The following is a 24,957-nucleotide window of genomic DNA, read 5'->3' as shown; positions in this document are numbered from 1 at the left end:
AATCCCACCACACCGCGCCGGACCGCACCGGCGCGGGCGCCCCCCGCCACCCGTCAGGGGGCCCCGGAGCCGGCCCGCCAGGTCGCGGCGCCGATTCCGTGCGCGGCCCGGAAGCGGCGGGCGAAGTAGCCGGGGTCGGGGTAGCCGACCCGGGCGCCCACCTCGGCGACCGGGAGGTCGGTGGAGGCGAGCAGTCGCCGTGCCTCCCGCATCCGGCGCTCGGTGATCCACTGTTGGACGGTCCGCCCGGTCCCGCGCCGGACGACGGTCGTCAGGTGCCCGGGGGTGAGCCCGACCGCCGCGGCGACGTCGCGCAGCGACAGCCGGCCGGCGAACCGCTCCTCGACGACGGCGAACACCGCCGCGAGCAGCGGGTCGCCCGACTCGGCGGGTACGTCGTCGACGAGCCGGCCGAGTGCCACCAGCAGCAGGGTGAGGTGGGCGCGGGCGGCCTCGGCGTGACCGTCGCGGCGGTGGGTCAGCTCGTCGTCGAGGTCGGTGAAGCGGGTCCGCCAGGCCGCGCGGTCCGCGGGCGGGACGCTCAGCCGCTGCCCGCCACCCCGGTGACGCCCCACGAACGGTGCCAGCAGCGGGTGGTCCCGCCAGGACGTGGACGCGACCGCCTCGGCCGGGAACACGACCGACCACATCTCACCGGGTGGCGACTCGGGCTCCTCGGGGTGCTCGACCACCGCGCCGGGCGCGATGACGAGCGCGTCGCCCTCGCCGAGGGGCCAGGTGTGCCCGTCGATCCGGTACGTGCCGGCGCCGCGGACGACGTGCACCAGCGTCAGGAAGTCGTGCGTGTGCGGTCCACGCACCCGCGGCAGCGCCGAGGGCCGGGCCGTGTGCTGCACCGCGATCGGCACCGGTGAGTGGACGAAACCGACCAGCGGAACGTCCGAACTTCGTCCCACCACGACCACGGATCGTGCCTTGTGGGCAGCTCAGATGGCAAGCAGAGTCGATCGTGAACACGAACTTCGTCCCCAGGGGGAGCGATGACCACGCACGCCCACACGCCCGCGCTCGTCAGCTCGCGGCTGCTGCCCGGCTACGACACCGTGGCCCGGCTCGGTGGCGCCGTCCCGATGTACTGGCGTCTGCTGGCCCAGGCCGGCATCGGCCCGCGGGACCGCGTGCTGGAGATCGGCTGCGGGACCGGGAACGTCCTGCTGCGCGCCACGGAGGCCGTTCCGACGGCCACCGTGCGCGGCGTCGACCCCGACCCGGAGGCGGTCGCCATGGCCCGCCGCAAGGCCGCCGAGGCCGGCGTCGAGCTGGAGCTGCAGGTCGGTGTGGCCGAGGACCTGCCCCTCGACGACGGCAGCGTCGACCGGGTCCTCTCCTCGCTGATGCTGCACCACATCGCCGCCGACGCCCGGGTCGCGGCACTGCGGGAGGCGCACCGCGTCCTGGCGCCGGGCGGGAGCCTGCACCTGGTCGACCTCGACCACGACCCGCGCACCGACGGACGGATGCGCACCGTGAACAGGGTGCTGTCGCTGCTGGCCCGCCTCGACCCGGCCCGCCGCCGCTCCCGGCACGGCGCCCGCAGGGATCACGGCGCCCGCAGGGATCACGGCGGCCACGGCCACGGCGGCCACGGCCACGGTCACGGGGCGCAGCAGCCGGTGCCGGAGCTGCTCGCGGCCGCGGGGTTCACCGACGCGACGGTGGTCGGCCACGGGACGACCAGGATGGGGCCGGTCACCTACTACCGCGCGGAGCGCTGAGCGGTCCCGTTACCCTTCCGTGCGGAAGCGTGGCAGAGCGGCCGAATGCACCCGCCTTGAAAGCGGGCGTCCGAAAGGACCGGGGGTTCGAATCCCCCCGCTTCCGCCATCTCTGACCTGCAAAGACGCAACCGCCGCGCGCTCCCGGACCTCCGGGAACCCGCGGCGGTTGCAGTTGTGGTGGCATTCCGCCTTCTCAGACGGTCGTCGGCGGCCCGTCGGACGTCTGCCAGAGCAGCCCACCGATCCGTGAGGCGACGTCCTGCCGCACCGCTGACGTGAGGTGCTGGTACCGCGCAGCCATCGCGGTGTTCGACCAGCCCATCACGCCCATGACGGCCCGCTCGGTCACCCCCAGCAGAAGCAGGACTGTCGCGGCGGTGTGTCGAGCGTCGTGCAGCCGCCGTTCCGGGACTTCCGCCGAGACGAGGAGCTGCTTCCAGTTCTTGTTGTCGGTTCGAGGGTGCAGGACGGTGCCGAATTCGGTCGTGAAGACGTAGTCGGTGTCCACCCACAGGTCGGCAGCCCGCACACGCTCGTCGTACTGCTCGTTGGCGTGTTCCCGGAGCAGCTTGACGAGCGGATCGGGCAGACCGATTCCCCGGCGGCCGGCCTCCGATTTCGTCTCCGCGGTCTCGGGCCGCAGAGCGAGTCGGTGAGGACAGCGGCCGGCCTGCTTCCGTCCGCATGTCCCGTCGCAGCCGTGAGCCCATTTCGGGCGTAGGCGATTGCGGGCTCTTCCCAGATGAGGGTGTAGGTCGGCCGGGCGCGTCGGTCCGCAGATAGACGTCGAGGTCTCCCGACGATGGAGGTTCCTACGCCATCCATCCGAAAGACCTCGACGTGTCCGACGCTACCCCGCCGGCCGGCTTCGGCCGCCCTGACCTGACCGCCTTCGCGGCTCATCCCAATCGACCCTGATCGGGTCTGCTGACCCCCTCGACGAGAACGCAGCGACATCACAGCCACCCAACCCCGACCGTCCGGGAAGCCGGGGCACGTCACATGGCCTGTGCTGCGGGCGTGTCGAGTGGGTCGTCCAGGGGCGACGCAGGAGCGTCGACGCGACGTGCTGAGAGGTGGTTCCAACCGAGCGCTAGCTAGGACACCGGCTACAGGCATGGCGATAGGTCAGGAACGGCGTCGCTCCCTGCGCAGGAGGGAGCGCAGAGTCTCGGCGTTCGCGTAGCCGACCCGTCGCGCGATCTCGGCGGAGGTGAGGTCCGTGGTTGCTGAGAGGTGCCGAGCTCGTTCGATGCGAAGCCGTTGGACGAAGCCGAGCGGAGTGAGGTTGAGCGCCGCACGGACTCGTCGTTCGAGGGTGCGCCGGCTGGTGCCGAGCGACTGCGCGACGACGGCGACGTTGAACGGTTCGTCCAGGCGGACGCGCACGAAGCGTTCGAACTCGACGACGATCGGGTCCTCGTGCCGGAGATGTTCGTAGGCGACGAAGGCCGCCTGCGACGGGCGCTCGTCGATGATGAGGAGCTTGGCGACATGTTGGGCCAGGTCGGGGCTGATCGATCGCACGAGTGAGAGCGCGAGGTCGATGTGGGCGAAGGCGGCGCCGGCGGTGACGAGGTTCCCGTCGACCACGACCATGGTGTCGAGATCGAGGGCGACGGTCGGATAGCGCTTCAGGAACTCCGGCCCCAGGAACCAGCTGGTCGTCGCCCGCCGATGATGCATCCGTCCGGTCTCGGCGACGGCGAACACGCCGGTGCACGCCGCGGCGATCCGGGTGGTCGCGTCGTCGAGGCGCCCGAGTGAGGCGATGACCGAACGAGCATCTCGGCTCTGGAGGGCGTCGTGGGTCGCGGCGGCCGTGAGGGTTCCAAGCGCAGGGACGACGACCACGTCGAACTCTGCGGACTCCGACAGCGGGTGGTCCACCGACAGGGTCATCGATGCCGTCGTGGTCACTCGCCGTTTCGGTCCGAGGATGGCGAGTTCGATCGGGTCGATCCGCGGGTCGACATCGCCGCGGGCTCCGTCGGCCACCCGCACGATGTCGATGACCGACGCGACCGCCGAACCGAAGCAGCCGTCGATCGCGATCAGTCCGATACGCATGACGCGAACGATAGCAATACTGCCGTATACGCCACTCCCCACCGGCCATCGCTCGTCATACGCTGAACTCGCCCCACGAAGAACCCCGACTTCAAGGAGAACCCCTCATGTCCACACCCGCATCACTTCCGTATGCCTTCGTCGCCAAGATCGTCGCGGCCGATGGACAGCACGACGCGCTCGCCGATCTGCTCGCCGGCGCTGTCGCACTCGCCAACGAAGAAGTAGGAACGATTGTCTGGTTCGCGGCTAGGACCCACGCCGACACCTTCTGGATCTTCGATGCATTCCCCGACGAGGCCGCTCGCGACGCCCACGCCAACGGCGCCATCGTCGCAGCCCTGATGGCCAACCAGCACCTCCTCGGCGCAGCACCCGAGATCCTGCCGGCCGACGTCCTCGCGTCCAAGCTCCCGTAGTCCGCCAACGCACGAGACGATCGCGCCCCGCCGAGCCGTCGGACCCGACCGCCTCGACACCCGCACCACCACCAGAACCGAACCGCCCCTGCCCTGCGTTTGCGCAGGTCAGGGACTGTTCGCCGGAGTCGCCTGTCGGAATCGAACCGACGACCTAATCACGTCGGCTTTGCGGGCTCTTCCCAGATGAGGGTGTAGGTCGGCCGGGCGCGTCGGTCCGCAGATAGACGTCGAGGTCTCCCGACGACGGAGGTTCCTACGCCATCCATCCGAAAGACCTCGACGTGTCCGACGCTACCCCGCCGGCCGGGTTCGGCCGCCCTGACCTGACCGCCTTCGCTCGACTCGACGGCCTCGGTCTGAGCGTGACCGGGCAACGACTTGAACCGGATCGTGCGGTCCTCGCGTGCCGCGTGGTGGAACCAGATCAGTCTTGCCGACGGTGCGGCAGCGAAGGCGCTGCTCGTGACACCGTGATCCGGCGGTTGGCCCACGAGCCGCTGGGCTGGCGACCGACCGTGCTGGAAGTTGTAGTGCGCCGCTACCGCTGTGCCGACTGCGGACACGTGTGGCGCCAAGACACCAGCGCCGCGGCGGAGCCACGCGCGAAGCTCTCGCGCACCGGGTTGCGGTGGGCGCTGGAAGGGATCGTGGTCGCACACCTCACCGTCGCCCGTGTCGCCGAGGGACGCGGGGTCGCGTGGGACACCGCCAACAACGCGGTCCTGGCCGAAGGCAATCGGCTGCTGATCAACGACCCCACGCGGTTCGAGGGCGTGAAGGTCATTGGCGTCGATGAGCACGTCTGGCGCCACACCAGGCGTGGCGACAAGTACGTCACCGTGATCATCGACCTCACCCCGGTCCGCGATGGCGCCGGCCCAGCAAGGCTGCTGGACATGGTCGAGGGCCGGTCGAAGGCGGCGTTCAAGACCTGGCTCGCCGACCGCGACGACGCCTTCCGTGACGCGGTCGAGGTGGTCGCGATGGACGGCTTCACCGGGTTCAAGACCGCCGCTGCGGAGGAGATCCCGGACGCGGTCACGGTGATGGATCCCTTCCACGTCGTGCGCCTGGCCGGTGACGCCCTCGACAGGTGCCGGCGCCGGGTCCAACTCGCGATCCACGGGCACCGTGGGTTCAGGGACGACCCGCTCTACAAGTCGCGGCGCACGCTGCACACCGGCGCGGACCTGCTCACCGACAAGCAGAGCGACAGGCTATGCGCGCTGTTCGTTGATGACGCTCACGTCGAGGTCGAGGCGACCTGGGGTGTCTACCAGCGCATGATCGCCGCCTATCGCCACGAGGACCGGCAACGTGGCCGCGAGCTCATGGAGAAGCTGATCACCGACCTCAGCGCCGGCGTCCCCAAGGTGCTCACCGAGCTCACCACCCTGGGCCGGACCCTGAAGAAGCGAGCCGCCGACGTGCTCGCCTACTTCGAACGACCCGGCACCAGCAACGGGCCGACCGAGGCGCGCAACGGACGGCTCGAACACCTGCGCGGCTCCGCACTCGGGTTCCGCAACCTGACCAACTACATCGCCCGAAGCCTGCTCGAGACCGGCGGCTTCAGACCCCAACTCCTACACCCCCGATTGGGATGAGCCCCGAAAGGACCGGGGGTTCGAATCCCCCCGCTTCCGCCACGGCCGTCGCCGATCACCCCCGCCGCCGGACCGCGTTCCCGTGCTTGCGCACGGCGAAGTCGTTCGCGTCGTCGAGCAGCTCCCGCACCCGCGGCCAGGTCGTGTCCGGCTCCACCACCGCCACCCACTGGTATGCCGCGTAGACGGGATGTGGGAACAGCACGTCGGGGGTGGCCGGGTCGATGCCCGGATCGGTCGGGAACAGCTCCCGGTAGCGCGCGGTGGGCAGCCCGATATTGAGCCGGAACGCGCCCGGCCGGTCGAGCTCGGACGCGGCGTCGTTGACGTCGGACCGCACGACGGTCGCCCAGCCCTGCCGGGGGCGCTGCTCGTAGTCGTGGTCCGGGTCGTGGATCGCGAACGCGTCCCCGTTGCCCTCCACGATCCGAGTGCCGGGGAACCCGGCGAGAACGGCGATCACCTGTTCGGCATCCATGCCGCCAGGGCAGCACTTCTCCATGATCGCTCGTCCGGTGTGTGTGCTGCAGATCACATCCTCTCGGCGACGACGGCGAGCCGGTCCAGCGAGGCGCGCAGCCGGTCGGCGGTCGTGGCCCGGGCCCGCCGCTGCCGGAAGGCGTCGTCCGGGTCGAGGCCCGTCCAGTCGTAGGTGCACGTCACGCGGGTCCTGCCGGCGTCGACCGGCTCCAGCTCCCACCGCCACAGGTGTCCGGGCGGCGGGCTGCCCGGCTCCGACGGCAGCCAGGCCACCCGTCGTCCCTCCGTGAACTCGACCACCCGGTTGTCCCGGACGGTGCCCTGCGTCAGGAGCATCGAGAAGACGTCGCCGACGGCGCGTACCCGCTGGCCGGGGGCGGCCTCGGCGAGGTTGTCGTTGCCGTCCCACTCGGGCTGGCGGGCGGGGTCGGCGACGAGCTCGAAGATCGTCCCGGGCGCGGCGGCGATCTCGCGGCTGCTGCGTACCACGGTCGGCGAAGTGTCGGTCACGAGCGGAGTGAAGCACCGGCGCCGCGCCGGGGGGAGCGGCCCGGTGTCGGACCCCGCTGACACGATCGCGGGCATGACCGACCGCGCCTTCCCCCCGATGCAGGCCGACGCCCTCACCACGCTCATCGCCTGGCTCGACTTCTACCGCGTCACCCTCGTCGGGAAGTGCGAGGGACTGACCGACGAGCAGCTGCGGTCGGCGTCGGTGCCGCCGTCGTCGCTGACGCTGCTGGGCCTGGTCCAGCACCTGGCCGCGGTCGAGCGGAACTGGTTCCGCCAGGTCCTGGGCGGTGCGGACGTGTCGCCGCTGTACCCGCGCGAGCCCGGGACCGGCCACGACGGCGGCTTCGAGCCCGGCGACGCCGGTATCGCCGGGGCCCGTGCCGTCTGGGAGGACGAGGTCGCCCATGCCCGCCGGGTCGTCGCGGCGACCGGGCCCGACGGCACCGGGACGCTCGACGGGCACGCGGTGTCGGTGACGTGGGTCCTGACCCACGTCATCGCCGAGTACGCCCGCCACACCGGGCACGCCGACCTGGTCCGGGAGCGGATCGACGGGGCCACCGGCGTCTGAGGTCCCGGCCGCGTTCCGCGGAACGCGGCGTCACCGGCGCGCCGGACCGACGGTCGTGATCGTCAGCAGAACCCGCGGAACGTCCGGTCGGGCTGCAGCTCCGCGTGGTCGGCGTGGTCGGCGAACCCGGCGCGCGGCGAGGGGAAGCCGGAGAGCACGGCGGCGGCGATCCGGAAGGTCCGGCCCGGCTCACCCCGCAGGTCGGCGACGACCACCGGGAAGTCGTGGTCGGCCAGCGCACGTTCGTCCACGACCAGCAGCAGCGGGTGCCGCCCGGCCAGCCCGTCCTCCAGTGCGGACGTCACCACCCGCTCCACCGGCCAGTCGGTGAACAGGTCCTCCAGGACGACGTCGAACGAGGTACCGGTCGCCCGCAGGATCCCCAGCAGCTCGTTCCACGGGCCCTCGCCGGTGTCGGTGCACGTCCGGACCAGCGGCGTGCGGCGCGTCTCGGGGAACTCCACGGCCGTCATCCTCCGTGACAGGGTGACCGGGTGAGCAGCGCACCCAGCGTGGACGGCCGCCGGTTCGCCGGCGTGAGCAACTCCGGCGACGGTGGGATGCGCTCGCACGAGACCTGGGCGTGGGAGTCGCGGCCGGGCATCGGGGCGAGCGTCGTCGAGGAGGTCACGGGTCGGACGTGACCTCGTGCGCGCCGCGGTGGGTGCGGCCCGGCGCGGCGTCCGGCAGGTCGTCGGGGACGTGGCGCAGCACGTCACCGGGTTGGCAGTCGAGCACCCGGCAGATCGCGTCGAGCGTCGCGAACCGGACGGCCTTGGCCCGGCCGTTCTTCAGGACGGCGACGTTGGCCGGGCTGATCCCGACGGCGACGGCGAACTCCCCGACCCCCATCTTCCGGCGGGCGAGCATCAGGTCGATGTCGACGACGATCGCCATCAGACCACCTGCTCCAGCTCGCGACGCAGCGCGGTGGCGTTGCGCAGCAGGCCGAGCATCACCACCATGAGCAGGGCGAACGCGATCCCCGCGGCGCCGAGACCGCCGCCGACGAGGATCAGGCCGGGGGCGTCGTCGAGCTCTCCGATGTGCGCGCAGACGGCCCCGGTCAGCACCCCGGCCAGCAGTCCGGACAGCGCGAGGACCGGCACCCAGCGGAAGGCCCGTTCGTCGAAGATCGCGTCGCGGCGCACCATCGACAGCAGTACCCAGATCGCGACCAGCCCCACCTGCACGCAGCCGATCGCCAGGACGACGGCGACGACGTGCAGCAGTCCGGGGACCGGCGGTGCCCCCGCCAGGCCCGCGTTCCACGCGGTGGCCGTGAGGATGACCTGGGTGGCGAGCGTGCCGAGCCCGGTGAGGACGAGGGCGACGCGCAACGTCTGGATCAGCGCCGGTGACATCTATCGAGTATCGACAGGTATCCATCGAGAGTCAAGAGATTTCGTCGGCGCCGACGGCGGTCACCCGGCGCGGTCGGCCTCCGTCCGGCGGGCGGCGCGCACCAGCCGTCGTGCCTCCTCGATCTCCGGCGGCCCCGGCACGTCCGGCAGCACCCCGGCGGCGGTGCGGAGCCCGCGCAGCGTGAGCGTCGTGGACCAGTCGGTCGTCGGCAGGCCGGGCAGCCCGTAGAGGCGCCGGGCCCAGCGCGGCAGCGTGGCCAGGGCGAGGGTGGACAGGCCCGCGATCCCGAGCCGGACCGGCAGCGGCGCCGCGCCCTGCGGGGCGAACAGGTTCCCGGCCGCGCGACGGGCCTCGTCGGTCATCCGCAGCCGGGGACGCACCGCGGCCATGTACTCGGCCATCTCGGCCACCGACGACGGCACGGTCGCCGGGTCGATGCCGACCACCTCGGCGGCCCGGACGCTCTCGGCGACGTAGGCGTCCGCCGAGTCGTCGTCGAGCAGACCCGACCGGCGGGCGACGTCGGTGTAGGACTCGATCTCTGCAGCGTGCACCCAGAGCAGGCCCTCCGGGGCGTCGATCCGGTAGCTCTCGCCGCTGTCGGGGTCGTGCCCGCGCAGCCCGGCGTGCAGTCGGCGGACGCGGGCGCCGGCCCGGTCGACGTCGGCCCGCGGTCCGAACGTGCGGGTCCCGACGAACTCGACGGTCCGCCGGAACCGCGCGTAGGACTTCTTCGGGTCGAACAGCGCCGAGTTCTGGTACGTCCCGCGCATCACCCGCGGGTCGAGTGACTGCAGCAGCAGCGCGCGCATCCCGGCGACCCACATCACGGGTTCGAGGTGCACCCGCCACGTCACCGAGCGGGGGCCGAACAGACCGTGATCCACCATGTGTTCCAGGACACCCCGCGCGGGGCGGGAGCGCACGTCGATCACCGGATCCGGGGTCGGCCTCCGGGACATCCCGGAGGGGGAACCGGACAGCTCGGGCATGCCGGAGCCATGCTCCGCCTCATCCTGAACGTGGTCTGGCTGGTCCTCTCCGGCTTCTGGCTGTTCCTCGGCTACATGCTCGCCGGGATCGTCGCCTGCGTGCTGGTCGTGACCATCCCGTTCGGGATCGCCTCGTTCCGGATCGGGCTCTACGCGCTGTGGCCGTTCGGCCGCGACGTCGTGCGCCTCCCCACCGCGGGGGCGGCGTCGACCATCGGCAACGTGCTGTGGATCGTGCTGTTCGGCTGGTGGCTGGTCATCGGCCACATCGGCACGGCGATCGCGCTGGCGGTCACGATCGTCGGCCTGCCGCTGGCCTGGGCGAACCTGAAGCTCATCCCGGTGTCGCTGCTGCCGCTGGGGTCGCGGATCGTGGACAGCGACACCTCCATGCCGGGGCGGCCCGTGCTGCGCTGACTGCGGGCCTCAGCCGGCGTCGGTCAGGAACTCCACACCCGCCCGGGCCAGCAGGCCCGGGTCGTGCACCCCGCACAGCTCACGCGCCGAGTGCATCGACAGCACCGGGATGCCGACGTCGACCGTCCGGATGCCCAGCCGGGTCGCCATGATCGGCCCGACGGTGGATCCGCACGGCACGGTGTTCTTCGAGACGAACACCTGGTTCGGCACGTCCGCGGTGCGGCAGGCCCGCTTCCAGGCGGCCGCACCCGGCGCGTCGGTGGCGTAGCGCTGCACCGCGTTGACCTTCAGCGACGGCCCCCGGTTCGGCACCGACAGGTGGTCCGGGTCGTGCTTGTCCAGGTGGTTGGGGTGCGCGGCGTGCGTGACGTCCACCGACAGGCAGCGCGAGCGGGCGAACACCGCGTGCCGGGAGTCGAAACCGCCGGCCAGCCGGGTCAGCACCGTCTCCAGCAGCGGCCCGGCCGCGCCGGTCGCGCTGGCCGAGCCGATCTCCTCGTGGTCGAAGCCGACGAACACCGGAACGGTGCCCGGGTCGCGCTCGACGGCGGTGAGCAGCGCGCTGATCCCGGCGTGCACCGAGGCCAGGTTGTCCAGCCGCGGGGCGGCGAGCAGCTCGTCGTCGCGGCCGAGGGTGGCCGGCGGCGTCAGGTCGTAGGTGAACAGGTCGTGCGCCGCGACGTCCTCGGGGTCCTCGCCGACGCGCACGGCGAGGAACTCCACCAGGTCGCCGCCGTCCGGGTCGCCGAGCCCCCAGATCGGGAGCAGGTGCCGCTGCGGGTCCAGGGTCAGGCCCTGGTTCACGCCGCGGTCGAGGTGGATCGCCAACTGCGGGATGCGCAGCAGCGGCCGGTCCACACGGACCGGGACGACCCGGCCGTCGTAGAGCGCGAGGCGCCCGGCGAGGCCGAGGTCACGGTCCAGCCAGGAGTTCCACAGCGCGCCGCCGTAGACCTCCACCCCGACCTGGCGCCACCCGGCCACACCGACGTCGGGGTTCGGCTTGACCTTGAACCCGGGGGAGTCGGTGTGCGCGGCGAAGATCCGCAGCGGGGCGCCCGGCCCGGACGCGGGCTGCCACCAGGCCAGGATCGTGCCGTCGCGGACCAGGTAGCGCCCGCCCGGCCCGTCCGCCCACGGCTCGTCCTCGCGCTGCTCGGTGAAGCCCGCCGCGGACAACCGGCGCACCGCCTCGGCCACCGCGTGGTACGGCGACGGGCTCGCGGTGAGGAACGAGGCGAGGTCACGTGCAGCGTCGGTCACGTGGGGCATCCTGGCAGCAATGACCGACAGCTTCGACGTGGTGGTGGTGGGCGCGGGGTCCGCGGGGTGCACCCTCGCGGGCCGGCTGGCCGGGCGCGGTGTGCGCACGGCGCTGGTCGAGGCGGGCGCCGTCGTCGTCCCACCGGACTCGACGCCGATCGCCTCGCTCGCCGCGACCGCCCCCGGCCACGTCCTGAACTGGGCCTACCGGGCGACGCTGTGCCAGGGCCGGGAGTGCACCGTGCCGCGCGGACGCGTGCTGGGCGGCTCCGGCGCGATCAACGGCGGCTACTTCGTGCGCGCCGTCCCGGCGGACTTCGCGGACTGGGGCGTCCCGGGGTGGTCCTACGACGACGTCCTGCCGTACTACCGGCGGCTGGAGCGCGACCTCGACTTCTGCACCTCCGACCGGCACGGCGACGCCGGTCCGCTGCGCATCTCACGGCCCTCGGGCCGGCTGCGGGCCGCGACGACCGACCCGTTCCTGGCCGCCTGCCTCGCGCTCGGCCACCCCGAGGAGCCGGACAAGAACGCCGGTGGCCCACCCGGAGCGGGTCCGATCCCGACCAACGCCGTCGACGGGCGCCGGGTCAGCGCCGCCACCGCCTACCTGCCGCCGCCGTGGGGGAACGCGGAGTGGAAGGACGCGCTGACCGTGTTCGGGGGGACCCCGGTCGAGACCCTGGTGCTCGACGGCGACCGGGTCACCGGCGTGCGCGTCGGTGGTCGCACCCTGCACGCGGCCGAGACCGTCGTGACGGCGGGCGCGGTCGGCACCCCGGCGCTGCTGCAGCGCTCCGGGATCGGGCCGGAGGACACCCTGCGGGCCGCGGGCGTCGCGGTGGCGCACGAGCTGCCCGGGGTCGGGCGTGGCTGGTCGGACCACCCCGCGGTGTTCCTCCCGCTGCGCAGCGGGCTGCCGGACCCGCCCGCCGACGCCGTCGCCGCGCAGGCCGCGCTCAACCTCGACTCCGGGATCGACCCGGCCGGTGACCTGGAGATCCTGCTGTTCGCGCACCCGTTCGCACCCGGCGGTCCCGCGCATCTGATGTGCGCGGTGCAGCGCCCGGACAGCCTCGGGATGCTCGCCATCACCTCCCCGGACCACGACGACCCGCCCCGGCTGGACTTCCGCTACCTGCGCACCACCTCCGACCGGCACCGGATGCGGGCCGCGGTGCGGATCGCCGCGGAAATCCTGCGCGCCGCGGGCTGGGACCGCGCGGGCCCCGACGACGGTGGCCCCGCCGGCTGGGAGCTCGGCAACGACACCCGGCTCGACGGCTGGATCCGCGACCACCTGACGACCTCGGTGCACCTGTCGGGCAGCGCCGCGATGGGCTCCGGGCCGGACGCCGTCGTCGACGCCGGCCTGCGGGTGCACGGCCTGGCCGGGCTCCGGGTGGCGGACACCTCGGTCCTGCCCCGCGCGCCGCGGCGCGGACCGGCCGCGACCGCGATCATGATCGGGGAGCGCGCCGCCGACCTGGTGTGCGGCATCGAGGGGGAACACCGTGCATGACGAGGTCACCGTCCACATGGCGGCGCCGGCCGAGCGGATCTGGGAGCTGGTCTCCGACATCCGCAACACCGGCCGGTTCTCACCCGAGACCGTCGACGCGCAGTGGCTGGGCGGCGCGACCGGACCGGCCGTCGGTGTCCGGTTCCGCGGCAAGGTCGTCCGCAACGGACGCGGCCCGACCTACTGGTCGGAGTGCGAGATCACCGCCTGCGAGCCGGGCCGCGAGTTCGGCTTCGTCGTGCTCCTGCCCGGCGGCCGGCGGATCAACCACTGGCACTACCGGTTCACCCCGGCCCCCGCGCCGGACGGCACCGCGGGCACCGACGTCACCGAGTCCTTCCGGCTGGAGCCCTCGGCCGCCACCCGGCTCTACTGGACGCTGCTGGGGTGGGCCCGCGGGCGCACCAATCGCGAGGGGATGCGAACGACCCTGGAACGCATCCGTGCGGTGGTGGAGGATCCCGCGGTGTGATCCGTCCCGCCCGCGTCGCCGACGTCCCCGCCCTGCGTGAGATCGAGCGCGCCGCGGGGGAGACGTTCCGGGAGATCGGGCTCGACGTCGTCGCCGACGAGGAGCCGCCACCGGCCGCGGTACTGGCCGCGTACGTGGTGGCGGGGCGGGCGTGGGTGGCCGAGAGGAGCGCAGGCGGAACGAGCATCGGTGCCGAGAGGAGCGCAGGCGGAACGAGCATCGGTGCCGAGAGGAGCGCAGGCGGAACGAGCATCAGTGCCGAGAGGAGCGCCGGCACCGGGCTCGTCGGGTACCTGATCGCCGACCTCGTCGACGGCTGTGCGCACGTCGAGCAGGTGTCGGTGCTGCCGTCGCAACGCGGACGGCGGATCGGGGAGGGCCTGGTCGAGCACCTCGCGGGCTGGGCCCGGGACCGCGGCCTGCCCGCGCTGACCCTCACCACCTACCGGGACGTGCCGTGGAACGGCCCGTACTGGGTGCGGCTCGGCTTCCGTGAGCTGATCGCGCCCGGCCCGGGGCTGCGCGCGATCCGGGAGCACGAGGCCGCGCGCGGTCTCGACGTGTGGCCGCGGCTCGCGATGCGCCGTGAACTGGCCGGTTCCTGACGGTCCCCGGCCGTAGGGTCGGGCCCATGAGCAACCCGTTCCTCGCCCCGAGCGCGCTGCCGTGGGGGCTGCCCGACACCTCCCGGATCACCGACGAGCACTACCTGCCCGCGTTCGAGGCCGGGACGGCCGAGCAGCGCGCCGAGGTGGCGGCGATCGTCGCGCGGGAGGGCGGGCCGACCTTCGACGACACCGTCGTCGCCCTGGAGCGCTCCGGTGCCACACTGGACCGGGTGGCGCGGCTGTTCTACACGCGCGTCTCGGCGGACTCCTCACCCGCGGTGCGTGAGATCGAGGCGCAGGTCGCGCCGATGCTCGCCGCCCACGCTGACGCGATCGCGCTGGATCCGGGCCTGTTCGCCCGGATCGACGCGCTGCACGCCCGTCGCCACGACCTCGGTCTCGATGCCGAGTCGCTGCGGCTGCTCGAGCGCCACCACCGCGACATGGTGCGCGCCGGGGCCCGGCTCGGCCCCGAGGAGCAGGTCCGGCTGCGGGAGCTGAACGCCGAGCTGTCCGGGCTGACCACCCGGTTCGGTGCGGCGCTGCGGGCCGGGGCGAACGCCGCGGCCGTGCACGTCACCGACCGCGACCGGCTCGGTGGCCTGTCCGACGACGCGGTCGCCGCCGCCGCGACCGCCGCGGCCGAACGCGGTCACGACGACGGCTGGCTGATCACCCTGGTCCTGCCGACCGCGCAGCCCGCACTGGCGGTGCTCACCGACCGGTCGCTGCGCGAGGAGCTGTTCCGTGCGTCCACCGGGCGCGGTCAGGGCGGCGAGCACGACACCCGTGACACCGTCCTCGCGATCGTGCGGCTGCGCGCCGAGCGGGCCGCGCTGCTCGGGTACCCCGACCACGCGTCGTACGTGATCGACGACGCGACCGCGGGGACGGCGGAGGCCGCCGTCGCGATGCTGGAGTCGCTGGTCCCCGCCGCCGTCGCCAACGCCGACCGGGAGGCAGCGGAGCTGGCCGGCGGTGTCGAGGGCGACCTGGAGCCGTGGGACTGGGCGTTCGAGGCGGAGCGGATGCGCCGCGAGCGCTACGCCGTCGACGACGCCGCGCTGCGCCCGTACCTGGAGCTCGACCGGGTGATCACCGACGGCGTGTTCCGCGCCGCGTCCGGGCTGTACGGGATCACCTTCACCGAGCGCACCGACCTGCCCGCCTACCACCCGGACATGCGCTGGTGGGAGGTCCGTGACAGCGACGGCGAGCCGCTCGGGCTGTTCGGCGCCGACCTGTGGGCGCGGCCGTCGAAGCGCGGCGGGGCATGGATGAACTCGCTGGTCGACCAGTCGTCGCTGCTGGGGACGCGGCCTGTCGTGCTGAACACGCTGAACCTGAACAAGCCCCCGGCCGGGGAGCCCGCGCTGCTCACCCTCGACGAGGTCCGCACCCTGTTCCACGAGTTCGGGCACGCCCTGCACGGGCTGTTCTCCGAGGTGGAGTACCCGACGTTCGCCGGGACGTCGGTGCCGCGCGACTTCGTCGAGTTCCCCAGCCAGGTCAACGAGATGTGGCTGGAGGACCCGCAGGTCCTCACCTCGTTCGCCCGCCACCACGTGACCGGCGAGCCGCTGCCCGACGAGCTGCTGGCCGCGTCGCAGGCCGCCCGCGGGTACGGCGAGGGCTTCGCGACGACGGAGTACCTGGCCGCGTCGCTGCTGGACCAGGCGTGGCACCGGCTGTCCCCGGACGAGGCCGCCGGGATCACCGACGTGCTCGCGTTCGAGCAGCAGGCGCTGGAGGCGGCCGGGGTCGCGCACCCGCTGGTCCCGCCGCGCTACCGCAGCACCTACTTCAACCACGTGTTCGGCGGCAGCGGGTACGCGGCGGCGTACTACTCCTACATCTGGGCCGAGGTGCTCGACGCCGACACCGTCGCCTGGTTCGGCGAGCACGGCGGCCTGCGCCGGGAGAACGGCGACCGGTTCCGCCGCGAGGTGCTGTCCCGCGGCGGCGCCGTCGACGCGATGGAGGCCTACCGCGCGTTCCGCGGCCGCGACCCGGAGATCGCGCCGCTGCTGGCGCGGCGCGGTCTGGCCGGCTGACCCGGCACACACGACCGCCCGCCGTCCGGTGGGGAGCGCCGGGCGGCGGGCGGTCGTGGTGCGGAGTGCTACTTGTACTGACGCATCCAGGCGACCCGCATCTCCGACGGCTCCGGCGAGCCGCCGTCGGGGAAGTAGTCGAGCTGGATCGTGGCGTGCATCGGACCCGGGGGGAACGTGTTCGGGTCCTCGGAGCGGAACCACTCGACGCCGTCGACGTAGCCGACGATCGCGTCCGGGGTCCACTCCACGGCGTAGTTGTGCCACTGGGTGATGTCGAGCTGCTTCTTGGCGTCCTTCTGCGAGTTCGAGCTGCCGTAGTGCAGGAAGAAGGACACGTCGTCGCTGGCGCTGGTGGTCTCGGCGAAGTCGATCTCGCCGCCCTCCGGCCAGGACACCTCGCTCGGCCACAGCAGCAGCACCGGGTGGTACTGCTTGTCGCCCTTGGGGAACTGGGCGCGCATCTCCCACTTGCCGTACTTCTGGGAGGTGCCCCAGGCCATGCCGCCGGTGTTGCCCTGCGAGTCGCCGCGGATGACGAGGTTGCCGTTCTCCACCGAGATCGCGTCGGAGGTGCGGCGGCCCTGGCCGTCGTGGCCCTCGCCGTTGTAGGGCGACCAGTTGCTGCCGAGGGTGTTGCCGAGGAACTCGTCGCCGCCGATGGCCTGCCAGCCCATCTTCAGCGCGGCCTGGATGCCGTCGCCGGCGACCTGGACGGCGCCACCGACCGGACCGGCGGCGGGGGCTCCGCCCGAGTTCCCGGAGCTCCCGGAACCACCGGAGTTCGCGGCGGCCCGTGCCCGCTCGGCAGCCTCGCGGCGGCGCTGTTCGGCGCGCCGCTCGGCGGCCTCCTGCGCGGCCAGGGCCTGGCCGATCTGGCCGGACGCGCCCTGCGCGGCATCGCCGAGTGCGGAGCCGCCCCCGTTGGCCAGCACCGGGCCGGCGGACAACGCGGTGTCCGACGCCGACCGGCGCGAGGAGTCGTTCACCATCGCCGCGGACAGCGACGGGTCCTCGGTGCCGGGCTGCAGCAGTGTCAGCACCATCGTCGCGGCGAGCACCGCGGCGGCGCCGACGCCCAGCGGGGCGAACCGGCGGACACGGGAGCGGACGGGTCGTGACCGGTCGATCGCGACGACCGAGCCCGTCCCCGACACCTCGGGTTCGTGCAGGCCGGCGATGGCCCCGCCGGTGACCTCGGTGCGCGGTGCGGGCACCTCGGCCTGCGGGGACGCGGGCTCCCCGGTCCCCGACGACCCGCCGAACAGCTCCACACCGGACAGTCCGGCCGCCGACGACGGCGCGGACCGCCGCGCGCGACGGCCCGGGGTCCGGGTGGTGGGCGCGGCGTGCGCGCCCGTCCCGGTCACCGCGGTGCCCCCGGCGACGGTCTCGTCCCCGGCGGCCGCGGTGTCCCCCGCGGCGGCGTGCGCCCCGGTGCCGGTGACGGCGCGGGAGCCGCTGCCGGTCGCGTGGCCGCCCGGCGCCCACGGGCCGGGGTCGGCCGTGTCGGCCCAGGTGATCCGCCCGGCGTCCGCCGTCGTGGCACCGGTGGGGGAGTCCGCCGTGACGGCGGCACCGGTGTCGTCGGGGTCGGCGTCGTCGTACCCGGCGTCGAGGACGCGGTGCCGCCCGGAGGCGCTCACCCGGTCCTCGAGCAGGGTGGCCGCGGGTACGGCGGATCGGGCCGTGTCGTCCGCCGGGGCGGAGGACACGGCATGCCTGCCCCGGGGAGACGGCACAGAGGGGGAGCTGTGCTCGGCGGCGAGTCGCGCGATCAGGTCGCGGGGGTCGACCTGATCAGCCGCAGCGGAACTCTTCCGTCGCATGAGGAGGGACTCTAGGTAGAGTGACCGAGTGTGAACACCCTCGCTGAGAAGGGTGGTTGCGTCTTCGCGCCGACAGGTCGACAGAGAGCGCCGAAGAGCAAGATCCCGCCATTTCGGCAGTAGTGCTGGGCCGAACAGAGCAACGGGACTCTCAGAGTCACCCGTTCAGACTAAGCGGTCACGGTACGTCGCACCGTTAGCCGATTGTGACGGGCTGCCGGTCGAGGAACAGTGACCGTGCCTCCCCGGTGCTCCCCGCACGACCTCACGAGCTCCCCGCTCCCCGACCTCCGCAGGATCTGTGAACGATCACGCTCCCCCCGTCTCGCCGTCCCTCCCGATCCCCGCGCCCCGTGCCGAGATGCGCGCGCTCAGCGTGCTGCTGGCCCTGCCGCCGTCGGCCGGCACCGCCTCGCTCGGCCGCGGGCTGCGCCAGGACCTCGCCGCCGAAGGCGTGGACCTCGTCGTCGTCGCCGACGGCATCGAGTTGCTGGACACCCTGCGCTCCCGCGGCGCCGACCTGCTCGTGCTCGACATGGAGCTGCCGGGCCCGGAGCCGTCGGTGCTGCTCGGAGCCGTGCAGTCCGAGTCCCCGCCGACCCCGGTGATCACCGTCGTGCCGCGCGAACGGCGGGCCGGGGTGATCGGCATGCTGCGCGGCGACCGCGACGACTTCCTGATCCGGCCGTTCGTCCCGGACGAGCTCGCGTCCCGGATCCGGCTCCGGCTGCGTGCCGCCGCGGGGCTGCCCGCGCCGACGGTGCTCGGGCACGGCGGCCTGTCCGTCGACGTCGATGCCGGCCAGGTGTTCGTCGACGGCCGCCGGGTCGCGCTGTCCCCGACCGAGTACGCGCTGCTGCTCGCGCTGGCCGAGCAGGCCGGCGAGCCGGTCGCGCTCGACGACCTGGGCCGCCGCGCCTGGACCGAACCGGTGTCGGCCAACCTGGTGCAGGTCTACGTGTCCTACCTGCGGCGCAAGATCGGTCCCGAGCGGATCAGGACCATTCGGGGGCTGGGCTACCAGCTGGACGGCTGAGCCGGGCTCTCAGGATCCGAAGGACGACGCGACGTCGAGCAGCAGGTCGTTCTCCTCCGGCGTGGACACGGTGACCCGCACCCCGTCGGTGGCGAACGGGCGCACGATCACCTTCCGCTCGCCGCAGTGCGTCGCGAACGCCGCGGCCCGGTCCCCGAGCGGCAGCCACACGAAGTTCGCCTGGGTCTCCGGCACGGTGAACCCGGACCCGCGCAGCCCGGCGGCCACCCGGTCCCGCTCCGCGACGACGGCGGCGCAGTCGGCGAGGATCTCCTCCCGGTGCTCCAGCGCGGCGACGGCACCCGCCTGGGCGACCGAGCTGACCCCGAACGGCGGCGCCACCTTGCGCAGCGCGGTCGCGACCTCCTCGGAGGTCAGGGCGTAGCCGACCCGCAGTCCCGCCAGCCGGTAGGCCTTGGAGAAGGTGCGCAGCACGACCAGGTTCGGGTGGGCGTCGAGCAGCGGCCGGCCGCTGACGGCGTCGGGGTCGGTGACGTACTCGGCGTAGGCCTCGTCGAGCACCACCAGCACGTCCGACGGCACGGCGTCCAGGAAGCGGGCGAACTCGTCGCGGTGCACGGCCGGGCCGGTCGGGTTGTTCGGGCTGCACACGAACACCACCCGGGTCCGCTCGGTGACCGCGGCGGCCATCGCGACGAGGTCGTGCCGGAAGTCGGCGTCCAGCGGCACGGTGCGGATCTCCGCCCCGCCGATCCGGGTCACGATCGGGTACGCCTCGAACGAGCGCCAGGCGAACAGCACCTCGTCACCGGGGCCCAGGCAGCCGATCTGCACGAGCTGCTGGCACAGCGTCACCGACCCGCAGCCGACCGCGACCCGCTCGGGCTCCAGGGCGTACAGGTCCGCGATGCGTCCGGTCAGCTCGACGACGCCGAGGTCCGGATACCGGTTGCCACCTGCGGCGGCGCGGGCGATGGCCTCCAGCACCGCGGGAGCGGGCGGCGCGGCGACCTCGTTGCTCGCGAGCTTGATCGCCCCGGGGACGGTGCGACCCGGCACGTAGGCGGGCAGGGTATCCAGATCGGGACGGATCAGCGTCATGACGGCAACGGTATCCGCCGGGGGTCGAACCCGGGCCCGTGCTCTGGTTGAGTGACGTCATGACGACGACCGCTGTCCGGACCGAGGGCGTGCCGCTGACCGACGGGGGCGAGCTGCGCCTGACCGTGGCCGAACCCGACGGTCCGGTCCGCGGCGGTGTCGTCGTCCTGCAGGAGGCCCGGGGGGTCACCGACTCCATCCGGCTGCTCGTCACCGGCCTCGCCGCGGACGGCTGGCTCGCCGTCGCCCCGCACCTCTACCGCGACGCCGGCGCGGGCGGCGACCTCGCCGACGGCTCCGAGGCCGCGGTCGCCGAGCACGTCGGCAGCCTCGAGCCGCGCCAGGTCATGGACGACTGCGACACCGCGTTCGGCTGGCTGGGCGACGTCGGCATCGAGGCCGACCGGATGGGCGTGCTCGGGTTCGACCTCGGGGGCACGGTGGCGCTGCACGTCGCGGCCAACCGCACCCTCGGCGCGGCGATCACGGTCGCGGGTGGCGGGATCGAGTCGTCCCCGTGGTCCAGCCTGCCCGCCCTGGTCGAGACCGCACCCGAGCTGACCTGCCCCTGGCTGGGCATCTACTCGGAGGCGTCCGACACCGACGCCGTCGCCCGCCTGCGCGACGCCGCGGCGTCCTCCGGGAAGGCGACCGACGTCGTGATCTACCCGAGCACCGGCTACCGCTTCGACGACGACCCGGACTCGGCCGCCGAGGCCTGGCAGCGGGTCCTCAACTGGTTCGACGCGCACCTGCGCTGACGAAGACCCCGGCGCGCGCGGCGGCCGCGGTCGCCGCGGCCGCACGGTGGGCGTCCGCGGTGTCCGGACGCGTCCCGCGGGTGAGGAGCTGGTGGTAGAGCGGGGCGGAGACCGCGCGGACGACGCCGGCCGGGTCGGTGCCCGCCGGTAGCTCGCCGCGGGCCACGGCGTCGGTGACGCACGGCTCCCAGACGGCGGTCCGGGCGTCGTAGAAGCCGCGCAGCGCGCGTGCGGTCCCGGCGTCGTCGACGGCGGCGCAGACCAGCGCGGTGAGCAGCGGCCCCTGTCGCGGGTCGGCCAGTGTGGATCGGACCAGCTCGGCGTTGGCGAGCAGGTCGCCGTCGAGCGAGCCGGTGTCGGCGCGCGGGGCGGAGGTCTCGATCATGTCGGTGACCAGGTCCTCCAGCACCGCGGGCACGCTGCCCCAGCGGCGGTAGACCGTCGTCTTGCCGACACCCGCCCGGCGCGCGAGTTCGGCGAGGTCCAGGCCCGGCAGCCCGAGCTCGATCAGGGCGTCGCCCGCCGCGGCCAGCACGGCGGACCGGACCCGCGCGGTCCGGCCGCCCGGCCTGCTCATCTCCGGTACCACGGCGCCCACCCTAACCCGTGACGGAACCGGAGTCCCGTTTGGCGTGCTACGTTCTAACGGAACCACAGTTCCTTTAGAGGAGGACGGGCATGGAGTACCGACGGTTGGGTCGCAGCGGGTTGCAGGTCCCGGTCCTGAGCTTCGGCGCGGGCACGTTCGCCGGGCGCGGCGAGCTGTTCGGCGCGTGGGGGTCGGTCGACGTCGCCGGAGCGCGCCGGATGGTGGACCGGTGCCTCGACGCGGGGGTGACCCTGTTCGACACCGCCGACGTCTACTCCGACGGCGGGTCGGAGGAGGTCCTCGGAGCGGCGCTGCGGCAGCGCCGCGACGAGGTCCTGATCTCGACCAAGGCCGGCCTGCCGACCGGCCCCGGCCCGAACGACGCGGGCACCGGGCGCCTCCACCTGGTCCGCGCCGTCGAGGACGCCCTGCGCCGGCTCGGCACCGACCGGATCGACCTGTTCCAGCTGCACGCCTACGACGCGGGCACCCCGCCCGAGGAGGTGCTCGCGACGCTGGACGTGCTCGTCCGGTCGGGCAAGGTGCGCTACACCGGCGTCTCCAACCACCCCGGGCGACGGCTGGTGCGGACCCTGGACCTGGCCGACCGGCACGGGTGGCCGCGGCCCGTCGCGCACCAGGTGTACTACTCGCTGGTCGGCCGCGACTACGAGTGGGACCTCATGCCGCTGGGCCACGAGGAGGGCGTCGGCGCCCTGGTCTGGAGCCCGCTGGGCTGGGGACGGCTCACCGGCCGGGTCCGGCGGGGCGCCCCGCTGCCCGCGGGCAGCCGGCTGCACACCACCGCCGAGGCGGGCCCACCCGTCCCCGACGACCTGCTGTTCGACGTCGTCGACGTGCTCGACGCGATCGCCGCCGAGACCGGCCGCACGGTGCCGCAGATCGCGCTGAACTGGCTCGCGACCCGCCCGACCGTCAGCTCGGTCATCGTCGGCGCCCGCGACCTGGCGCAGCTGGTGGACAACCTCGGCGCGGTCGGCTGGCGCCTGGACGACGACCAGGTCGCCCGGCTGGACGCGGCGTCGCACCGTCCTGCGCCGTACCCGTACTTCCCGTACGAGCGGCAGGAGGCCTTCGCCCGGCTCGCGCCGCCGCTCGTCGGCGCCCCGGCCTGACCGTCCCCCTGTGACGGGCACCCTGTCGCGGCGGGCCGGAGTGGGGTCCGGCCACTGGTGCGCGGCCGGGGCCGTCGGGGATGCTCGGGGCATGCCGCCCGTGTCGTCGCCGCAGACCGTCACCGATCCGGACACCCCCGAGCTCCTGTGGAGCCCGGACCCGGACCGGGTGGCGGACACCGAGATCGTCCGGTTCGCGACCTGGGCGCGTGACGAGCGGGGCGCCCCGCTGTCCGACGTCACCGACTACGCGCAGCTGCACACCTGGTCGGTGACCGACCTGGAGGGCTTCTGGTCGGCGGTCGCCGAGTACTCGGGCGTGCTGTTCCACGACCGCCCCACGGCCACACTCGGCTCCCGTGACATGCCCGGCGCGCAGTGGTTCCCGGGCGCGACCCTCAACTACGCCGAGCACGCCCTGACCCCCGGCCCGGGCCGCGCCGACGACGACATCGCCGTCGAGTTCGTCCGCGAGGACGGCCTGGAGCGCACCGTCACCCACGCCGAGCTGCGCGACCAGGTCGCCCGCGCCCGCGCCGGGCTCGTCCGGGCCGGCGTCGGACAGGGGGACCGGGTCGTCGCGCTCGCCCCGAACTCCGTCGAGACCCTGGTCGCGTTCCTGGCGGCGGCGAGCCTCGGCGCGATCTGGTCGTCCTGCTCGCCGGACTTCGGCGCCCGCGCCGTGCACGACCGTTTCGCCCAGATCGAGCCCGCCGTGCTCGTCGCCGTCGACGGGTACCGCTACAACGGCAAGGGCTTCGACATCCGCGACAAGGTCGCCGACCTGCAGCGACAGCTGCCGACGCTGCGTGCGACCGTCCTCGTGCCCTACCTCGACCCCGACGCGACCCTCGACGGCACGACGACCTGGGCCGGGTTCACCGCCGAGCCCGGCCCGCTGGAGTTCACACCCGTCCCGTTCGACCACCCCCTGTGGGTGCTCTACTCCTCGGGCACCACCGGCCTGCCCAAGGGCATCGTGCACGGCCACGGCGGCATCGTCGTGGAGCACCTCAAGGCGATGCGTCTCCAGCACGGGCTCGGGCCGGGGGAGCGGTTCTCCTGGTTCACCACCACCGGCTGGATGATGTGGAACTTCCTGGTCGGCGGCCTACTCGTGGGCGCGACCATCGTGATGTTCGACGGCAGCCCCGGCCACCCCGACCTCGGCGCGCTGTGGGCGCTCGCCGCGCGGCACCGGGTGTCGCTGTTCGGGGTCTCCGCGCCCTACGTGCAGTCCTGCATGAAGGCCGGCCTGCGCCCCGGCGACGACCACGACCTCTCCGCGATGCGCGCGCTCGGCTCCACCGGCGCGCCGCTGTCGGTCGACGGGTTCCGCTGGATCGGCGAGGCCGCCGGGTCGCACATCCAGATCTGCTCGGTCTCCGGCGGCACCGACGTCTGTGCGGCCTTCCTCACCAGCGCCCCCACGGTGCCGGTGTGGCTGGGCGAGCTCTCCTGCGCGGCGCTCGGCGCCGACGTCCGGTCCTGGGCCGAGGACGGCACCGACCTGCTCGACGACGTCGGCGAGCTGATCATCACCACGCCGACCCCGTCGATGCCGGTCATGTTCTGGAACGACCCGGACGGCACCCGCCTGCGCGAGTCCTACTACGAGGACTTCCCCGGCAACTGGCGGCACGGCGACTGGGTCCGCCGCACCCCGCGCGGCTCCTACGTCATCTACGGCCGCTCGGACTCCACGCTCAACCGCGGTGGGGTCCGGATGGGCACCGCCGACTTCTACGCCGTCGTCGAGAACGTCGACGGGGTCGCGGACTCCCTGGTGATCGACACGACCGCGCTCGGCGAGCGCGAGGAGGGGGCCCTGCTCTGCTTCCTCGTCCTCGACGAGGGTGTCGCGCTCGACGACGTCGAGCCGACCCTGCGCTCGCTGCTGCGCAAGGAGCTCTCGCCGCGGCACGTGCCGGACCGGTTCGTCGTCGTCGACGCGGTGCCGCGCACCCTGAACGGCAAGAAGTGCGAGGTGCCGGTGAAGAAGATCCTCTCCGGCACCGCACCGGAGAAGGCGGTGTCGGCCGGCGCCCTCCAGAATCCCGACGCGCTGACCCCGTTCGTGGCCCTCGCAGGGTCCTGACCTGCGCCGGATCGGGGTCCTCCGGCCACGGGGACCCCGGTTCCGGACGGCCGGAACGCCCGTGTAGTGTTGCGCTCGCTGGTGGCCGTCAGGCACCGGGGAGGCTTCGCCTAGTCTGGTCTATGGCGCCGCACTGCTAATGCGGTTTGGGGTAACCCCCCATCCCGGGTTCAAATCCCGGAGCCTCCGCACCGGCACGGCGGTGGGTACACCGGTCGCCGGCCGACAACTGAAGATTGCTACGCTGGAGACAGCAACGCGCCCGTAGCTCAACGGATAGAGCATCTGACTACGGATCAGAAGGTTAGGGGTTCGAATCCCTTCGGGCGCACCACGATGACCAGGGCG

At 73.3% G+C, this 24,957-nt stretch carries 27 protein-coding genes and 3 tRNA genes; 17 read left to right on the top strand and 13 right to left on the bottom strand.

Features of this window, described 5'->3' with window-relative positions; all coding sequences use genetic code 11:
• Window positions 1–53: 53 nt before the first annotated feature.
• On the bottom strand, window positions 54–920 hold the full coding sequence (locus AC0GKK_RS14750; protein ID WP_489881871.1) for an AraC family transcriptional regulator: 867 nt from the start codon (window positions 918–920) through the stop codon (window positions 54–56).
• A gap of 81 nt (window positions 921–1,001) precedes the next feature.
• Here AC0GKK_RS14750 and AC0GKK_RS14745 point away from each other — a divergent pair, with 81 nt between their 5' ends.
• Both AC0GKK_RS14745 and AC0GKK_RS14740 read left to right on the top strand, forming a co-directional pair.
• Window positions 1,002–1,736, top strand: a complete 735-nt coding sequence (locus tag AC0GKK_RS14745; RefSeq protein ID WP_489881870.1) for a class I SAM-dependent methyltransferase — start codon at window positions 1,002–1,004, stop codon at window positions 1,734–1,736.
• A gap of 23 nt (window positions 1,737–1,759) precedes the next feature.
• A tRNA-Ser gene (locus AC0GKK_RS14740) sits at window positions 1,760–1,845 on the top strand.
• An 87-nt stretch (window positions 1,846–1,932) separates the two neighbouring features.
• On the opposite strand, the gene AC0GKK_RS14735 is transcribed toward AC0GKK_RS14740, so the two are convergent.
• Both AC0GKK_RS14735 and AC0GKK_RS14730 read right to left on the bottom strand, forming a co-directional pair.
• Window positions 1,933–2,268 (bottom strand): tyrosine-type recombinase/integrase, encoded by a 336-nt coding sequence (locus tag AC0GKK_RS14735; RefSeq protein WP_489881869.1) that lies wholly within the window; start codon window positions 2,266–2,268, stop codon window positions 1,933–1,935.
• Window positions 2,269–2,867: 599 nt separating this feature from the next.
• Complete coding sequence (locus AC0GKK_RS14730) at window positions 2,868–3,809, bottom strand: GlxA family transcriptional regulator (protein WP_482636257.1); 942 nt, start codon at window positions 3,807–3,809, stop codon at window positions 2,868–2,870.
• A 107-nt stretch (window positions 3,810–3,916) separates the two neighbouring features.
• Here AC0GKK_RS14730 and AC0GKK_RS14725 point away from each other — a divergent pair, with 107 nt between their 5' ends.
• Together AC0GKK_RS14725 and AC0GKK_RS14720 are read left to right on the top strand one after the other, a co-directional pair.
• The gene (locus AC0GKK_RS14725) at window positions 3,917–4,228 is read left to right on the top strand and encodes a putative quinol monooxygenase (protein ID WP_154076176.1); all 312 of its coding nucleotides are present in this window, start codon (window positions 3,917–3,919) and stop codon (window positions 4,226–4,228) included.
• 284 nt (window positions 4,229–4,512) lie between these two features.
• The gene (locus tag AC0GKK_RS14720) at window positions 4,513–5,838 is read left to right on the top strand and encodes an ISL3-like element ISPfr2 family transposase (RefSeq protein WP_489881868.1); all 1,326 of its coding nucleotides are present in this window, start codon (window positions 4,513–4,515) and stop codon (window positions 5,836–5,838) included.
• 55 nt (window positions 5,839–5,893) lie between these two features.
• Here AC0GKK_RS14720 and AC0GKK_RS14715 read toward each other — a convergent pair whose 3' ends face one another.
• Both AC0GKK_RS14715 and AC0GKK_RS14710 read right to left on the bottom strand, forming a co-directional pair.
• Window positions 5,894–6,316, bottom strand: a complete 423-nt coding sequence (locus AC0GKK_RS14715) for a DUF6194 family protein (protein ID WP_489881867.1) — start codon at window positions 6,314–6,316, stop codon at window positions 5,894–5,896.
• Window positions 6,317–6,369: 53 nt separating this feature from the next.
• The gene (locus tag AC0GKK_RS14710; RefSeq protein ID WP_405420436.1) at window positions 6,370–6,807 is read right to left on the bottom strand and encodes an SRPBCC family protein; all 438 of its coding nucleotides are present in this window, start codon (window positions 6,805–6,807) and stop codon (window positions 6,370–6,372) included.
• Window positions 6,808–6,901: 94 nt separating this feature from the next.
• Between AC0GKK_RS14710 and AC0GKK_RS14705 the strand changes: the two genes are divergently transcribed.
• A complete protein-coding gene (locus AC0GKK_RS14705; protein ID WP_489881866.1) occupies window positions 6,902–7,402 on the top strand; it encodes a DinB family protein in 501 nt (166 codons plus the stop codon).
• A gap of 62 nt (window positions 7,403–7,464) precedes the next feature.
• Here the strand turns inward: AC0GKK_RS14705 and AC0GKK_RS14700 are convergent, their stop codons facing one another.
• The gene (locus AC0GKK_RS14700) at window positions 7,465–7,866 is read right to left on the bottom strand and encodes a DUF6924 domain-containing protein (protein WP_208818656.1); all 402 of its coding nucleotides are present in this window, start codon (window positions 7,864–7,866) and stop codon (window positions 7,465–7,467) included.
• Between the two features lie 30 nt (window positions 7,867–7,896).
• Here AC0GKK_RS14700 and AC0GKK_RS14695 point away from each other — a divergent pair, with 30 nt between their 5' ends.
• Window positions 7,897–8,046 (top strand): hypothetical protein, encoded by a 150-nt coding sequence (locus AC0GKK_RS14695; RefSeq protein ID WP_346102441.1) that lies wholly within the window; start codon window positions 7,897–7,899, stop codon window positions 8,044–8,046.
• Here AC0GKK_RS14695 and AC0GKK_RS14690 read toward each other — a convergent pair.
• Genes AC0GKK_RS14690 through AC0GKK_RS14680 form a run of 3 tightly spaced genes read right to left on the bottom strand, consistent with a single transcriptional unit; the run spans window position 8,030 to window position 9,657 of the window.
• On the bottom strand, window positions 8,030–8,299 hold the full coding sequence (locus AC0GKK_RS14690) for a helix-turn-helix domain-containing protein (RefSeq protein ID WP_208818654.1): 270 nt from the start codon (window positions 8,297–8,299) through the stop codon (window positions 8,030–8,032). The genes AC0GKK_RS14695 and AC0GKK_RS14690 overlap by 17 nt on opposite strands.
• Window positions 8,299–8,766, bottom strand: a complete 468-nt coding sequence (locus tag AC0GKK_RS14685; RefSeq protein ID WP_208818653.1) for a DUF2975 domain-containing protein — start codon at window positions 8,764–8,766, stop codon at window positions 8,299–8,301. Before AC0GKK_RS14685 ends, AC0GKK_RS14690 begins: the two co-directional genes overlap by 1 nt.
• Window positions 8,767–8,826: 60 nt before the next feature.
• On the bottom strand, window positions 8,827–9,657 hold the full coding sequence (locus AC0GKK_RS14680; RefSeq protein WP_224403907.1) for an oxygenase MpaB family protein: 831 nt from the start codon (window positions 9,655–9,657) through the stop codon (window positions 8,827–8,829).
• Window positions 9,658–9,768: 111 nt separating this feature from the next.
• Here AC0GKK_RS14680 and AC0GKK_RS14675 point away from each other — a divergent pair, with 111 nt between their 5' ends.
• A complete protein-coding gene (locus AC0GKK_RS14675) occupies window positions 9,769–10,176 on the top strand; it encodes a YccF domain-containing protein (RefSeq protein WP_476653343.1) in 408 nt (135 codons plus the stop codon).
• A gap of 9 nt (window positions 10,177–10,185) precedes the next feature.
• On the opposite strand, the gene AC0GKK_RS14670 is transcribed toward AC0GKK_RS14675, so the two are convergent.
• Window positions 10,186–11,451: a M18 family aminopeptidase gene (locus AC0GKK_RS14670; RefSeq protein WP_224403906.1), complete on the bottom strand. Its 1,266-nt coding sequence runs from the start codon at window positions 11,449–11,451 to the stop codon at window positions 10,186–10,188.
• Window positions 11,452–11,461: 10 nt separating this feature from the next.
• Between AC0GKK_RS14670 and AC0GKK_RS14665 the strand changes: the two genes are divergently transcribed.
• Genes AC0GKK_RS14665 through AC0GKK_RS14650 form a run of 4 tightly spaced genes read left to right on the top strand, consistent with a single transcriptional unit; the run spans window position 11,462 to window position 16,098 of the window.
• On the top strand, window positions 11,462–12,964 hold the full coding sequence (locus AC0GKK_RS14665) for a GMC family oxidoreductase (RefSeq protein WP_489881865.1): 1,503 nt from the start codon (window positions 11,462–11,464) through the stop codon (window positions 12,962–12,964).
• Complete coding sequence (locus AC0GKK_RS14660; RefSeq protein ID WP_251783200.1) at window positions 12,957–13,436, top strand: SRPBCC family protein; 480 nt, start codon at window positions 12,957–12,959, stop codon at window positions 13,434–13,436. The genes AC0GKK_RS14665 and AC0GKK_RS14660 overlap by 8 nt, the downstream gene beginning before the upstream one ends.
• The gene (locus tag AC0GKK_RS14655; protein WP_489881864.1) at window positions 13,433–14,041 is read left to right on the top strand and encodes a GNAT family N-acetyltransferase; all 609 of its coding nucleotides are present in this window, start codon (window positions 13,433–13,435) and stop codon (window positions 14,039–14,041) included. The genes AC0GKK_RS14660 and AC0GKK_RS14655 overlap by 4 nt, the downstream gene beginning before the upstream one ends.
• A 26-nt stretch (window positions 14,042–14,067) precedes the next feature.
• Window positions 14,068–16,098, top strand: a complete 2,031-nt coding sequence (locus tag AC0GKK_RS14650) for a M3 family metallopeptidase (RefSeq protein ID WP_489881863.1) — start codon at window positions 14,068–14,070, stop codon at window positions 16,096–16,098.
• A gap of 68 nt (window positions 16,099–16,166) precedes the next feature.
• Here the strand turns inward: AC0GKK_RS14650 and AC0GKK_RS14645 are convergent, their stop codons facing one another.
• Complete coding sequence (locus AC0GKK_RS14645) at window positions 16,167–17,744, bottom strand: glycoside hydrolase family 16 protein (RefSeq protein WP_489881862.1); 1,578 nt, start codon at window positions 17,742–17,744, stop codon at window positions 16,167–16,169.
• A gap of 544 nt (window positions 17,745–18,288) precedes the next feature.
• Between AC0GKK_RS14645 and AC0GKK_RS14640 the strand changes: the two genes are divergently transcribed.
• On the top strand, window positions 18,289–18,963 hold the full coding sequence (locus AC0GKK_RS14640) for a response regulator transcription factor (RefSeq protein ID WP_218899298.1): 675 nt from the start codon (window positions 18,289–18,291) through the stop codon (window positions 18,961–18,963).
• 9 nt (window positions 18,964–18,972) lie between these two features.
• Here the strand turns inward: AC0GKK_RS14640 and hisC are convergent, their stop codons facing one another.
• Window positions 18,973–20,025: a histidinol-phosphate transaminase gene (gene hisC / locus AC0GKK_RS14635; RefSeq protein WP_482636267.1), complete on the bottom strand. Its 1,053-nt coding sequence runs from the start codon at window positions 20,023–20,025 to the stop codon at window positions 18,973–18,975.
• Between the two features lie 59 nt (window positions 20,026–20,084).
• On the opposite strand from hisC, the gene AC0GKK_RS14630 reads away from it, so the two are divergent.
• Window positions 20,085–20,786 (top strand): dienelactone hydrolase family protein, encoded by a 702-nt coding sequence (locus AC0GKK_RS14630; protein WP_208818646.1) that lies wholly within the window; start codon window positions 20,085–20,087, stop codon window positions 20,784–20,786.
• Here the strand turns inward: AC0GKK_RS14630 and AC0GKK_RS14625 are convergent.
• Window positions 20,758–21,375, bottom strand: coding sequence for a TetR/AcrR family transcriptional regulator (locus AC0GKK_RS14625; RefSeq protein WP_405420408.1), 618 nt, complete (start codon window positions 21,373–21,375; stop codon window positions 20,758–20,760). The genes AC0GKK_RS14630 and AC0GKK_RS14625 overlap by 29 nt on opposite strands.
• An 89-nt stretch (window positions 21,376–21,464) precedes the next feature.
• Between AC0GKK_RS14625 and AC0GKK_RS14620 the strand changes: the two genes are divergently transcribed.
• The 4 genes from AC0GKK_RS14620 to AC0GKK_RS14605 all read left to right on the top strand — a co-directional run bounded on the left by AC0GKK_RS14620 (window position 21,465) and on the right by AC0GKK_RS14605 (window position 24,943).
• Window positions 21,465–22,511, top strand: coding sequence for an aldo/keto reductase (locus AC0GKK_RS14620; protein WP_489881861.1), 1,047 nt, complete (start codon window positions 21,465–21,467; stop codon window positions 22,509–22,511).
• Between the two features lie 91 nt (window positions 22,512–22,602).
• Entirely contained in the window at window positions 22,603–24,609 is a 2,007-nt protein-coding gene (locus tag AC0GKK_RS14615) for an acetoacetate--CoA ligase (RefSeq protein WP_489881860.1), read from the top strand.
• A 99-nt stretch (window positions 24,610–24,708) separates the two neighbouring features.
• Window positions 24,709–24,798, top strand: a tRNA-Ser gene (locus tag AC0GKK_RS14610).
• A 69-nt stretch (window positions 24,799–24,867) separates the two neighbouring features.
• A tRNA-Arg gene (locus AC0GKK_RS14605) sits at window positions 24,868–24,943 on the top strand.
• Window positions 24,944–24,957 lie beyond the last annotated feature (14 nt).

The sequence above is a fragment of the Pseudonocardia sp. P-1 genome (genome assembly GCF_058111925.1).
This window is presented reverse-complemented; position numbering and strand designations above follow the sequence as displayed.